This is a genomic window from Streptosporangium heterodermiicola (genome assembly GCF_051390675.1).
Classification (GTDB): domain Bacteria; phylum Actinomycetota; class Actinomycetes; order Streptosporangiales; family Streptosporangiaceae; genus Streptosporangium.
This window is the reverse complement of record NZ_JBPJSR010000006.1, coordinates 146,228-157,071: the sequence shown is the minus strand read 5'-3', so window position 1 is coordinate 157,071 and position 10,844 is coordinate 146,228. Positions and strand designations below refer to the sequence as shown.

Sequence of the window (10,844 nt, the reverse complement as noted above, 5' to 3'; positions counted from 1 at the left end):
GTGCAGATCAACGACCGTGGTAAGGCGATGGCGTTGTGCCGCCTGGCCGTCTTGGCCAAGGCGGGTGCCCCGCTACCGGACGCGATCAACGCGACCGTGTCGACGATGGCGGAGTTGGACGAGCTGGCCCGCAACCTGACGGCGGCGGGCGAGGTGTTCGAGCAGCGGTCCGGCGACTGCGTCCGCGAACTCGTCGTCCCGTTGGGTGACCTCACGTACCGGGTGCGTTGGTACGGCCCGGCGGCGGATCCGACGATGCCGGGTGCGACGCGCCGGGAGGTGGCGCTGTGAGCAGCGAGCGCGAGTTCATCATCCGGGCCTACCTTCACTTCGAGTACCGGGTCAAGGCCGAAGACGCCGACGCCGCCGTACAGGTGCTGGAGAACGGCGAGGCCGGGGATGGCGAGTGCGTCGGCTACTCCGTCGAGGCCGTCGTCACAGCCAAGGGCGCATCCCAGGTGTGGGGCGACGAGGACGAGCGCTCCAAGTGCGTGTGCGGGCACCTCGTCGTCGACGAGCACCAGGGCCTGTGGTCCGGGGAGCCGGGGAAGTGGCCGAAGCCTCATCCGGCGGCGTGCAACAAACTCGGCTGTGAGTGCCTGGCGCCGGTTGAGGCGGTGGCGGCATGAGCGAGCGGGAGACGACGACGGCGCACCTGCTCGGGTGGCCGCGCACCGGTGAGCTGACCGTCCGGGACGGGCGCCCGCAGATCCCCATCGACTACGGGTCTGGGCTGCGGGATTGGGCGGACGACGCGGTGTATGCGCGGGCGGTTTCTGCTGCGTGGGCGACGGCCGCCCGGGTGTTGGAGATGGAGGCTGACCGGCGGATCGTCGACGGCCAAGGCCCGGACCGGCCGGTGCGGGAGGCGGCGCCGGGGGAGACGACGACGTTCCCCGTCCTGCGTGAGGAGCCTGCCCCGGCGGCCCCGGAGTTGGTGCCCGCCTCCCCGCCCGCCGGTCTTCCCCAGGGTGTGGCGCCTTTCGGTGTGCCGTGCCCGGCGGGGTGCGGGCGCGAGGTGTTCCCGGGGTTGAACGGGCCGGTGCACCTGGTGCAGGGCGGCACCGCCGCCGCCTGCCCGCCGGACGATCCGGCGCCGACCCGGGTGTTCGACGCCCCGGTCCTGGACGCGTCGTGACCGCGCCGAACGGGTGCGCCCGCTGCGGAGTCGAGCAGCGTGGTCACTTCCAGCGGTGGACGGACGAGGCGGGTTGGCACCGGTGGGTGGCGCCGTCGGATGAGCAGCGGAAGGCGCGGATGCTCGCCCGCCGGGACGCCCGGTGACCGCGCACCTGGTGCACGCCGCCTTCTGGCTGTTGATGCTGACCGGCCAGTGGTTGCGGTTCCGGCCCGCCGCCCGCCGCCGCGCCTCCGTGTGGGCGGCCCGCCGGTGGACGTCCACCCGCCGCACCCTCGCCGCGCTCGGCCGCGCAGCCTCCTTCCACCCATACCACCCCCACCACGAGAGGACCACCCGATGAGCTACGCCCACTACAGCACCGACTGCGGCAGATACCACGACCTGGTGCGCGACTTCCACGGCCCCCGCCCCACCATCGTCGTCCTGTGCGGCTCCACCCGCTTCTCCACCGCCTTCCAGGAGGCGAACCTCAAGGAGACCTTGGCCGGGCGGATCGTCCTGTCGATCGGCTGCGACATGCGGTCGGACGCCGACGTCTTCGGCGACATGCCCGAGGGCGACCTGGCCGACGTTAAGACGCGCCTCGACGAGCTGCACAAGCGAAAGATCGACCTGGCCGACGAAGTCCTCGTCCTCAACGTGGGCGGATACATCGGGTCGTCCACGCGTTCCGAAGTCGAGTACGCCGAGAAGCTCGGCAAGCCCGTCCGGTACCTGGAGTCCGCCTCTCTGTCTGTCTCCTCTGGAGAGGCGGAGACGCGAAGGTCCGTGCCCCAGCAGCTCCAGAACGCCGACTTCAGCCACAACTGCGAGGGCCTCCGCATCTGGGAACTCGGAGACGAAGGCGGCCACGTCATCGCTCTGGGCCATGTCGATCTGGAGTGGATGGCCTCCGCGATCCTCACCCTCTCCAGGGTGAACCACGACAAGCCGATCACCAAGGTGATGCTCGCCGACATCCACCACACCACAGGCCGCATCGAGGACACCCCGGGCGGACGGTTCGACTTCGTCACGCGTACGGGCGAGGGCCTGGATTTCAAGGTCACCGAGTGGCGTCTCGGCAGCGGAGAGGCGGCGGCCCGATGAGCACTGACCTGGCCGCCGACCTGTCGCCGGTGCAGCGCGCCGAAGCGCTCGGCCACACGGCGAAGAACGACCCGCCTCACGCCCTATCGGCGGTGTCCCGGTGGACGTGCACGAGGTGCGGCGCGGCGGTGCTGAGCCGGGCGGGCGTCGTGTACGGGTCCGCGATCGAGCAGACGTGCGAGCAGTACGCCGCCGACATGAGCCTCCTCACCCCGTGAACGCCACGGAGCCCCGCCCGAGGAAAGCGGGCGGGGCTCCACCCCCAACCCTAGGAGCACCTGTGAACAACCCCAACCCGCCGCTCACCGCTGAGCGGCTCGCTGAGTTCCGCGACCTTCAGGTGGACTCGACCGCAGGGGACGCACCATACAACCCTGACGTGTGGACGCTGGACGCCGCCCGGCGCGAACTCGTGGCCGAGGTGGACCGGCTGCGCGCGCAGGTCGCCGACTACGAGAACCGCATCACCTGGCACACCACCTGCGGCGACTGTGCTGGGCACCTCGACCGGGAATACGCCGCCGACCGGCGCGCCGCCCAAGCCGCCGAGCAGCTGGCCGCCGTGTGGGCGCTGGTCGAGGAGTGGCGGGGTGCGGGCATCAGCTCCGCCGCCATGCGCGACCTCGTCACCGGGCTCCTCGCCATCCGCGACCAGGAGCAGGACGGTGGCGAGCGGCAGGCCAGCACCTACCTGGTCTGGTCGAACGAGCAGCGCACCTGGCGGGGCCCGAACGGGTCCGGCTACACCGGCGACATCTGGGCCGCTGGCCGCTACGACGAGACCGAAGCGGCGAAGGCGTGCGGGCTGCGGACCTGGTCTCAGGGCTCCCCGCCGCCCGAGGTGATGGTCCTCGCCCCCGAGCACGGCCGCGACGCCCTCACCCTCGACGACATCCGTGCGGCGCCCGACCTGATGCGGGACCGCATCGCCGAAGCAACCCGTGACGCCATCGCCGCCCGGGAGGCCAGCCGTGGCTGACCTCACCATCCCCGACGAACTCCGCACGACCGCCACGAACCTCCGCTGCGAGCACTCGTTCCCCGTCCAGCCACCCCACGGAACCCTCCTCGCCCCCGGCCCCTGCAGCCGGTGCGGGGCGGCTTGGGCCGTCTGCGCCCGCGACATCCCCGACCGGCTCCGTGAGCCGCTCGCCGTCCTCCTGGAGGACGCCGCCGAGCGGTACGCCGAGAACACCTACACGGAGGAGCCCGAGCACGGCGACGACTGCGGGCCCGGCTACAGCATGTGCCCCGGCCACACCGAGCAGCGGTTCTGCGACCTCTGCGGACACGAGGTCGCAGAGCAGGAGACAGGCACAGAGGACGACGTGTGCCGCTGCTGGAACACGGCCCTGGGCGTCGCCCGCGCCGTGAAGGGGGGTGAGCTGCGTGGCTGACGTCCTCGACTTCATCCTCCGCCTGGTCGGCGGCATGGCGCTCGCTCTCATCGCCGCCGTCCTCGTCGCCCTGCTCGTCATCGACATTCGCCACCACCGGCGCGGACTCCAACGCCCCGCCCCCGCACCCAAGCGTGAGAGGCCGTGGGACTGGTGACCGACCTCATCGTGGCGACACTCACCCTCACCGGTGTCGGCCTCGACGCCGCCCGGCAAACCCTCGTCGCCGTCGGCGAACTCGAAGCCGACCCGGCCGTCGAAGCCGCCCTCCTCAGCCACAGGCGGCTCGCCGACCGGTTCCCCGTCGCCGACGCGCTCGAGACCATCCGCTCCCGCACCGCCCAGCGCTCGAAGAGGTGGATGCCGTGGCGCTGATCATCGCCTGCATCGTCCTCGCCGCCCTTGCGGCCTTCGTCGCGGTCGCCGCCGCGCTGCTCGGCCGCCCGCTGTTTGTGCCCTGCCTCGCCGTGGGCGTCGCCCTCGCCGCCGCCGTAGCGGGCGCCCTCCTCACCCTCAACCACCTCGCCGTCGAGCCCGTGAGGGCTCCCACCGCCGTCACGGAGACCAGAGCATGACCGCCACCCACACCACCCCCCGCATCTGCGGGGTGGACATCTCGCTCACAGCCACAGGAATCGCCGACAACGCCGGCCGCTGCGAGAAAGTCGGCCGGGACGGCGTCCTCAAACTGCCCCTCCACGCCCGTGCTGCCGCCATCGCCAACCTCGCCGAACAGGTGTGTGCCGCGATCGGCGTCGGCACCACACCGCCCGCTCTCGTCGTCCTTGAAGGGTGCGCCGCAGCGCAGGCTTACGGCGGCGCCGCCGAACGGGCCGGCTTGTGGTGGACCGTCGTCCACTGGCTGCGCGAGCAGGACATCCCCGTCGTCGAGGTGCCGCCGTCGCTGCTGAAGAAGTACGCGCTCGGCAAGGGGGCCGGCAAGAAGGGGGAGGTCATCGAAGCGGTTACCCGCCGGTGGCCCATGTTCTCCACCGGCGGCGACGACAACCTGTGCGACGCAATCGTGCTGGCCTGCATGGGCGCCGACCACGCTGGGGTGCCGGTGGCCACCGTGCCCGCCCTACACCGGGAGGCGCTCGCCAAGGTGGCTTGGCCCGAGGCGGTGACCGGATGAGCATCCGAACCCTTCTCAGCCGCTTCGGCGCTATCCGCCCCGGCACGCCCACAGTCGCCGCCGTCGAATACCGGGTGGGACCGCCACCCGGGACCATCGACACCGCCTACCCGGCTTACGTCCGGGTGCGGGTCAGCGAGTTCAGCGGGAAGTGGTCTGTCACCTGCGGCACCACCAGTTACGACCGCGACGCCCGGCCCGCCGAACCGTTCGTGTGGCGCGACGGCCAAGAGCCGTTCACCGACTACGACAAGAACGCGCGCACCTCTGCACACGTCGCCTGGATCGACCGTCACGAGTACGACCTGGAGACCGCGCTCGCCATCGCCCGCACCGTCGCGATGCGGGAGGTGACCGGATGACCGTCGCCCGGTGGCGCGCGATCGCCGACGTGCTGGCCGTCCAGCTCGCCGTCCACGCCTTCTGCGACACCCACCCTGAGTCGTCGCCCGACCCCGGCTGCCCCTACTGCGCAGACAGGGCGGCCTACAACCAGTACCTGCAAGCCGGAGGAACCGATCATCGATCGGCGCCCCAGGGCAAGCCCATCGAGGTGTCCGCGATCTGCGCCCGCCCGGAGGTGACCGGATGAAGCCTCGCCTCCTCGACGCCTTCTGCTGCCAAGGCGGCGCAACCCGCGGCTACCAGCAGGCCGGCTTCTACGTCGTCGGCGTCGACATCAACCCGCAGCCCGACTACATCGGCGACGACTTCATCCAAACCGACGCCGTCGCCTTCATCCGCGAACACGGCGCCTGGTTCGACTTCATCCACGCCAGCCCGCCCTGCCAGCACAACTCGGCACCCACCAAGGGCACCAACCGGGCCCGCAACGCCGAACGCGGCGTCACCCACCCGGACCTGATCGCCCCCACCCGCGAGGCGCTGCTGGAGGCAGGCCGGCCGTGGGTGATCGAAAACGTGGCCGGGGCGAAACTCCGGAAAGACCTCACCCTGTGCGGGGAGATGTTCGGCCTCGGCGTCATCATGCACCGGTTCTTCGAGTTCAGCGGCGGCGCCTGGCGGGTGCCGCTGCCGCACCCGAAGCACCGAGGCCGGGTGCGCGGCTGGCGGCACGGCATCTACCACGACGGCCCCTACGTCGCCGCGTACGGCAAGGGGGGCGGCAAAGCCACGGTCGAGGAGATGCAGGCCGCGAAGGGCATCGACTGGACCGACGACCACCTGGCGCTGCGAGAGGCGATCCCGCCGGCGTACACCCGCCACATCGGTTCTGCCGTCATGGCCCAGCTCCGGCAGGCGGTCGCTTCATGAGCGGCTACACGACCGCGACCCGCAGCCACGACGCCGAATGGCTCCTCCAGCGGGAGCTCCAGTTCAACGACATCCTCCTGCAGACCGGACGCCGAAACCCCCGCAGAGGCAAGGACTACGGCAACAAAACCAGCCTGCCCCTCACCCCGCCCACCCCAGCCGAAGAAGCCGCCGCCGCTCGGCGCGTCCGCGAGATCGCCAACCGCGGAGGCTGGAACGGACACTGGCTCGCCGAGGCACTCGACATGCTCGGCCTCCAGGGGGTGGCGAGGTGACCTCCAAGCCCACCATCCCCATCCGCTGCGCCTGCTGCCAGGCCAACGGGCTGCACCGCGGCCGTGGCCTCATCAACGCCTGCTACGTCCGCCACACCCGCAACGGCACCCTCAACCGGTTCCCCCGCCAGCCCTCCGCGACGTGGATGCCCGTCACCCCGAAGGGCCGGCAGACGCTGACCGACTACGCCGCGCTCGTCGCCGAACGGGCCACCCCGACCCGGATCCGCTGGGTGCTGTCGCTGTCGGAGCGGCAACTCCAGCGCTACGCCAACGCTTACCGCACTCTCACCGCCGCTCAGGCCGAGGACAGGAGCGCTGCATGAGCTGGGACAAGAACGCCGCATGCCGCACCCCCGCCGTCAACAGGGAAATTTTCTTCCCCATCAGCTACGCGGGCCACTCGCCGGAGGTGAAGCAGGCCAAAGCGGTCTGCCGCTCCTGCCCGATCAGCCCCGCCTGCCTGGCCTACGCCCTCGAAAGGGCCGAACCGGAAGGCATCTGGGCGGGCCTCACCCCGCAGGAACGCCGCACCATCCGCACCAGGACCCGCCAGGAGGCGACCCGATGACCATGACCGACTGGATCCGCCCCTGGTGGCCCGGCGGCGCGACCGGCCACATCTACGCCGACTGCGAGCAACTGCTCCACGCCACCCCCGAACCGCAGGAAGGGCCCGGCTGGCTCAACCCGCGCGGAGACCGGGTCTGCGAGAGCTGCCTCGAACAGCACACCCCTGAGCCCGCCGCCCTCGCCCCGTCATGGGATGCGACCTGCGACACCTGCCACTGGTCCATGGAAGAGGAGTGGGACGACTACGACCGGCCCTTCACCAAAGACGACGCGCAGACCTGGCAAGACCGCCACGAATGCGAACCCAGCGTGCGACTCATCCAGCCAGCCGCAGCAGAGCCCGTCTTGCCGCCCGCCGCGCCCGCTTGCCCCGAGGTTCCGGGCCAGCACCCCCTTTTCGACCTCAAGGACGCCGCATGAAACTCGTCATCGACCACGCCACCCTCGCCGACGCCGTCGCCTGGGCCGCACACGCACTCACCACCCGGCCCGCCGTCCCCGTCCTCACCGGGCTCCTCCTCGACGCCGACACCGACGGGCTGGTGGTGAGCGCCTTCGACTACGACACGTCCCGACGGGTCACCGTCGCCGCCGACGTTGCCGAGCCGGGCCGGGGGCTGCTGCCCGGACGGGTCCTCGTCGAGATCGTCCGACCCCTCCCCAAAAAGCCCGTCGAGCTCACCCTCTCCGGCAACGAAGTCACCATCACCTGCGGATCCGCTGAATTCGGGCTGCTCACCCTGCCCATCGACGACTACCCGAAACTGCCCGAACCACCCGAGTCGGTCGGCGACGTCGACGCCCACACCCTCGCCGCCGCGGTCGCCCAAGTCGTGCCCGCCGCGGGCAAGGACGACACCCTGCCGATGCTCACCGGCGTACGGCTCGACATCAACGACAGCGATCTCACCCTCGCCGCCACCGACCGGTACCGGATCGCCGCCCGCACCTTCGGCTGGCGGCCCTCCGGACTGGACGCCGCCGCCGGGGCGATGATCCCCGGGCGGGTGCTCGCCGACATCGCCAAGTCGCTGCCTGCGGGCACGGTGACGCTCGGCCTCACCGACGGCCTCGCCTCCTTCACTGGCGGCGGCAGGTGCACCACGGCCAGGCTGCTCGACCCGCAGTTCATTGACTACAACGCCCGCCTGAAGCTCAGCGACTTCAACGTCTGGGCCGAGGTCGACGCGGCGTCGCTCATCAGCGCGGTGAAGCGCGTCTCGCTAGTGGCCGAGCGCAACACCGCCGTCCGACTGAACTGGACCGACGGCGAAGTCCTGGTGCAGGCCGGAGGCGGCGACAACGGCCGAGGCGCCGAAACGGTGGCCGCCGAACTCGACGGGGCGCCGCTGGAGATCGCCTTCCAATCCCAGTTCCTTCTCGACGGCCTCAACGGGGTCGACGGCCGCGCGCGGATCGGCATGACCACCGGCGCCCGCCCCGCCCTCATCACCGCCGCCGACGACAGCGACACCCCCGCCTACCGGTACCTCGTCATGGCCCTCCGCCTGTCCTGACCCACCCCGGGCCCGGCCGCACGGCCGGGCCCCTCACCCTTCGGAGTAGCCGATGACCCGCATCGACCTCTCGACGAAAGACCTGCACGACCTGATCACACCGGTGCTGCCGCACGCCGGCACCGACCCCGAAGTCCCCGAACTCGGCGTCGTCCTCCTCGAAGTCCGCGGCGACGTCCTGTACGCCGTCGCCACCGACCGCTACACCATGGCCGCCGCCCGCCACCCCCTCGACGAGGACGCCGACGACGCCGCGGTGGCCATCGGCCGAGACGACATCGCCGCCATGCTCAAGCTCTTCAAGCACAGCAAGAAGGACAACCCGCAGCTCCAGGTCGTCATCGACAAGGTGTCCGTCCCCGCCAGCCCCCGCGGCGACACCGTCCAATCTCTCGGCCTCACCGTCACAGCGGAGGACGGAACCCGGCTCGTCCTCCACGGGCGCGGCCACGGGCCCCTCAGGACCTGGCGGAGACTCCTCCGCCCCGTGGTGGAGCGGAACCTCGCCCCCGCGGCGCCGCTCCTCGCCCTCACCCCCACCTACCTCAGCCGGTGGGCCAAGGCGACCGCCCCCGGTGAAGTGCTGACCGTCCACGTCGGGCCGGAGCCCACCGACCCGATCCTCATCCAGGTGGAGCACCGGGTCATCGGGGTGCTCATGCCCGTCGGACACCTCGACGCAGGCGAAGCCGTTGCCGGGAGTCCGTGGCCGAACGAGCTGGCCGATGAGGACGGCGGCGCCGAACCGGAAGAGCCACTGTTCCGCAGTCCGGCCGCCGACTCGCCCGCCGCCGGGGACGACACCGAGCTGCTGGCCCAGGCCGCCGAACTCATCATCACCGCCCAGTTCGGCTCCACCTCCTTCCTCCAACGCAAAGCCCGGGTCGGCTTCGCCAAGGCCGGACAGCTCATGGACCAGCTGGAAGAGCACGGCGTCGTCAGCTCCGCGGAAGGCACGAAAGCACGCGAGGTGCTCGCCAGCCCCGGCCAGCTGCAGCAGGTGCTCGCCGAAATCCGCGGCACCGGTCAGACGCTCAACGACGTGTTCGCGGCGGTGAACGCCTGATGAGCGCCGACCTCACCGTCTACCGCAGCACCCACCCCGACGTGCTGGGCGCCTGGCACGCGGCCGAGCAGCGCGCCGCCGACATCACAACCCAGCGGAAAGCCTTCCTCGCCGCACACGGCTTCGAAGGCCGCAGCATCGCCACCAAAGGACGCTGGATGATCGGCGTCGCCCACCCCGAAGACCAGCCCATACCCGACGGATGGCGGCTCGACCGCGACCTGGACGGCGCCATCGTGCCCGCCCGCCGCACCCGGGTCGGAAAGCAACTCGGCAAGCGGCTCGACCAACTGGCCATGCCGTCCGCCCGCAAGAACCTGCCCGGCGGCATGCCAGAAATGGCGTGGGGCGACCACCACGTGTTCCGGCCCGGCATCACCCTCATCAACAACGCCCTCATCGACAACAACGCGCTCTACGTGAAATGGGGATGCGACCCCGAAGCCATCGACTCCACCGTGAAGATCGACCCCGCCGTGTGGCAGCGGATGAAGCTCTCCGAGTACTACGCCGTCCTCGAAGCACAGGAAGCCGCGCAGAGCGAGGACGCCGGGGCGGTGAACAACTGATGAGCGACTTCCCCCGCCGCATCTTCCCCTGCAACGAATGCCCCTGGCGCCGCGACGCCCAACCCGGCCAGTTCTCCGCCTGCCGCTACGACGCCCTCGCCTCCACCTCCGGCGCTCCCGGCGCCGAAGCGCCGCCCAGCGCCCCCATGTTCGGCTGCCACAAGGGCGAACCCGGCACCAACGCCGACCTCGCATGCGCCGGATGGCTTGCCGTCGCCGGAGAAAACCACCTCGGCATCCGCATCGCCGTCGCCCAGCGGCGACTGCCCGTCGAGGCGCTGACCCCCGGCGCGGGCTGGCCCGACCTGTACGGCTCCTACGAGGAGATGGCTGCCGCCAACCAGGGGTCGGCTGTGCTTGACCCCACCATCGCCTGGCTCGAAGACCAAGCCCGCGCCCACGACGAAGCCCGCCAAAGCCCCCACCGCCACCTCCTCCCCGACGTCCCCACCTACCTCGCCCACCCCGGCGCCGAACCCCTCCCACCCCGACCCGACAACCCCGACGAACTCCGCGCCCACCTCGAAGAAGCCCGCGCCGCCGCGGAGGTGACCAGCCATGGCTGACGCTCTCGCCGTCCGCCCTCACCAGGTGTGGGCGGACAACGACCCCCGCTCCGCAGGCCGGAAAATCCGCGTGCTCGAAACCGACGACACCCGCGCCACCGTCGTCCAAGTCGACATCCGCGGCCTGGTCGACAGCCGGACACGCCAACGCCGCAGCCGCATCCGCCTCGACCGGTTCCGGCCCACCAGCACGGGCTACCGGCTCCTCACCGACGCACCGGAGGCAGGCCGATGATCCGCC

At 71.1% G+C, this 10,844-nt stretch carries 24 protein-coding genes; all 24 read left to right on the top strand.

Annotated features, from left to right (window positions below):
* The 24 genes from ACSC1Q_RS15485 to ACSC1Q_RS15370 all read left to right on the top strand — a co-directional run bounded on the left by ACSC1Q_RS15485 (position 1) and on the right by ACSC1Q_RS15370 (position 10,838).
* Entirely contained in the window at positions 1-291 is a 291-nt protein-coding gene (locus tag ACSC1Q_RS15485) for a hypothetical protein (RefSeq protein ID WP_436759407.1), read from the top strand.
* Positions 288-629 (top strand): hypothetical protein, encoded by a 342-nt coding sequence (locus ACSC1Q_RS15480; RefSeq protein ID WP_436759406.1) that lies wholly within the window; start codon positions 288-290, stop codon positions 627-629. Before ACSC1Q_RS15485 ends, ACSC1Q_RS15480 begins: the two co-directional genes overlap by 4 nt.
* On the top strand, positions 626-1,138 hold the full coding sequence (locus tag ACSC1Q_RS15475) for a hypothetical protein (RefSeq protein ID WP_436759405.1): 513 nt from the start codon (positions 626-628) through the stop codon (positions 1,136-1,138). The genes ACSC1Q_RS15480 and ACSC1Q_RS15475 overlap by 4 nt, the downstream gene beginning before the upstream one ends.
* Before the next feature lie 142 nt (positions 1,139-1,280).
* A complete protein-coding gene (locus tag ACSC1Q_RS15470) occupies positions 1,281-1,481 on the top strand; it encodes a hypothetical protein (RefSeq protein ID WP_436759404.1) in 201 nt (66 codons plus the stop codon).
* Positions 1,478-2,230: a hypothetical protein gene (locus ACSC1Q_RS15465; protein WP_436759403.1), complete on the top strand. Its 753-nt coding sequence runs from the start codon at positions 1,478-1,480 to the stop codon at positions 2,228-2,230. Before ACSC1Q_RS15470 ends, ACSC1Q_RS15465 begins: the two co-directional genes overlap by 4 nt.
* Complete coding sequence (locus tag ACSC1Q_RS15460; protein WP_436759402.1) at positions 2,227-2,448, top strand: hypothetical protein; 222 nt, start codon at positions 2,227-2,229, stop codon at positions 2,446-2,448. The genes ACSC1Q_RS15465 and ACSC1Q_RS15460 overlap by 4 nt, the downstream gene beginning before the upstream one ends.
* Before the next feature lie 62 nt (positions 2,449-2,510).
* Positions 2,511-3,209, top strand: a complete 699-nt coding sequence (locus ACSC1Q_RS15455) for a hypothetical protein (RefSeq protein WP_436759401.1) — start codon at positions 2,511-2,513, stop codon at positions 3,207-3,209.
* Positions 3,202-3,627: a hypothetical protein gene (locus ACSC1Q_RS15450; RefSeq protein ID WP_436759400.1), complete on the top strand. Its 426-nt coding sequence runs from the start codon at positions 3,202-3,204 to the stop codon at positions 3,625-3,627. The genes ACSC1Q_RS15455 and ACSC1Q_RS15450 overlap by 8 nt, the downstream gene beginning before the upstream one ends.
* Positions 3,620-3,784, top strand: a complete 165-nt coding sequence (locus ACSC1Q_RS15445) for a hypothetical protein (protein WP_436759399.1) — start codon at positions 3,620-3,622, stop codon at positions 3,782-3,784. The genes ACSC1Q_RS15450 and ACSC1Q_RS15445 overlap by 8 nt, the downstream gene beginning before the upstream one ends.
* Positions 3,781-4,002, top strand: coding sequence for a hypothetical protein (locus ACSC1Q_RS15440; protein WP_436759398.1), 222 nt, complete (start codon positions 3,781-3,783; stop codon positions 4,000-4,002). The genes ACSC1Q_RS15445 and ACSC1Q_RS15440 overlap by 4 nt, the downstream gene beginning before the upstream one ends.
* Positions 3,993-4,202, top strand: a complete 210-nt coding sequence (locus ACSC1Q_RS15435) for a hypothetical protein (RefSeq protein WP_436759397.1) — start codon at positions 3,993-3,995, stop codon at positions 4,200-4,202. The genes ACSC1Q_RS15440 and ACSC1Q_RS15435 overlap by 10 nt, the downstream gene beginning before the upstream one ends.
* The gene (locus ACSC1Q_RS15430; RefSeq protein WP_436759396.1) at positions 4,199-4,762 is read left to right on the top strand and encodes a hypothetical protein; all 564 of its coding nucleotides are present in this window, start codon (positions 4,199-4,201) and stop codon (positions 4,760-4,762) included. Before ACSC1Q_RS15435 ends, ACSC1Q_RS15430 begins: the two co-directional genes overlap by 4 nt.
* Positions 4,759-5,124, top strand: a complete 366-nt coding sequence (locus tag ACSC1Q_RS15425; RefSeq protein WP_436759395.1) for a hypothetical protein — start codon at positions 4,759-4,761, stop codon at positions 5,122-5,124. The genes ACSC1Q_RS15430 and ACSC1Q_RS15425 overlap by 4 nt, the downstream gene beginning before the upstream one ends.
* Positions 5,121-5,354 carry a hypothetical protein gene (locus ACSC1Q_RS15420; RefSeq protein ID WP_436759394.1) on the top strand — a complete coding sequence of 78 codons (234 nt, stop codon included), beginning with the start codon at positions 5,121-5,123 and terminating at the stop codon, positions 5,352-5,354. Before ACSC1Q_RS15425 ends, ACSC1Q_RS15420 begins: the two co-directional genes overlap by 4 nt.
* The gene (locus ACSC1Q_RS15415) at positions 5,351-6,037 is read left to right on the top strand and encodes a class I SAM-dependent methyltransferase (protein ID WP_436759393.1); all 687 of its coding nucleotides are present in this window, start codon (positions 5,351-5,353) and stop codon (positions 6,035-6,037) included. The genes ACSC1Q_RS15420 and ACSC1Q_RS15415 overlap by 4 nt, the downstream gene beginning before the upstream one ends.
* A complete protein-coding gene (locus ACSC1Q_RS15410; protein ID WP_436759392.1) occupies positions 6,034-6,312 on the top strand; it encodes a hypothetical protein in 279 nt (92 codons plus the stop codon). The genes ACSC1Q_RS15415 and ACSC1Q_RS15410 overlap by 4 nt, the downstream gene beginning before the upstream one ends.
* A complete protein-coding gene (locus ACSC1Q_RS15405) occupies positions 6,309-6,638 on the top strand; it encodes a hypothetical protein (RefSeq protein ID WP_436759391.1) in 330 nt (109 codons plus the stop codon). Before ACSC1Q_RS15410 ends, ACSC1Q_RS15405 begins: the two co-directional genes overlap by 4 nt.
* Positions 6,635-6,883, top strand: a complete 249-nt coding sequence (locus ACSC1Q_RS15400) for a WhiB family transcriptional regulator (RefSeq protein ID WP_436759390.1) — start codon at positions 6,635-6,637, stop codon at positions 6,881-6,883. The genes ACSC1Q_RS15405 and ACSC1Q_RS15400 overlap by 4 nt, the downstream gene beginning before the upstream one ends.
* The gene (locus ACSC1Q_RS15395; RefSeq protein ID WP_436759389.1) at positions 6,880-7,305 is read left to right on the top strand and encodes a hypothetical protein; all 426 of its coding nucleotides are present in this window, start codon (positions 6,880-6,882) and stop codon (positions 7,303-7,305) included. Before ACSC1Q_RS15400 ends, ACSC1Q_RS15395 begins: the two co-directional genes overlap by 4 nt.
* Positions 7,302-8,402, top strand: coding sequence for a DNA polymerase III subunit beta (gene dnaN / locus ACSC1Q_RS15390; RefSeq protein WP_436759388.1), 1,101 nt, complete (start codon positions 7,302-7,304; stop codon positions 8,400-8,402). The genes ACSC1Q_RS15395 and dnaN overlap by 4 nt, the downstream gene beginning before the upstream one ends.
* Before the next feature lie 52 nt (positions 8,403-8,454).
* Positions 8,455-9,468 (top strand): DNA translocase FtsK, encoded by a 1,014-nt coding sequence (locus tag ACSC1Q_RS15385; protein ID WP_436759387.1) that lies wholly within the window; start codon positions 8,455-8,457, stop codon positions 9,466-9,468.
* Entirely contained in the window at positions 9,468-10,037 is a 570-nt protein-coding gene (locus tag ACSC1Q_RS15380) for a hypothetical protein (RefSeq protein ID WP_436759386.1), read from the top strand. Before ACSC1Q_RS15385 ends, ACSC1Q_RS15380 begins: the two co-directional genes overlap by 1 nt.
* A complete protein-coding gene (locus tag ACSC1Q_RS15375) occupies positions 10,037-10,603 on the top strand; it encodes a DUF6283 family protein (protein ID WP_436759385.1) in 567 nt (188 codons plus the stop codon). Before ACSC1Q_RS15380 ends, ACSC1Q_RS15375 begins: the two co-directional genes overlap by 1 nt.
* Positions 10,596-10,838, top strand: coding sequence for a hypothetical protein (locus tag ACSC1Q_RS15370; RefSeq protein ID WP_436759384.1), 243 nt, complete (start codon positions 10,596-10,598; stop codon positions 10,836-10,838). The genes ACSC1Q_RS15375 and ACSC1Q_RS15370 overlap by 8 nt, the downstream gene beginning before the upstream one ends.
* Positions 10,839-10,844: the final 6 nt, after the last annotated feature.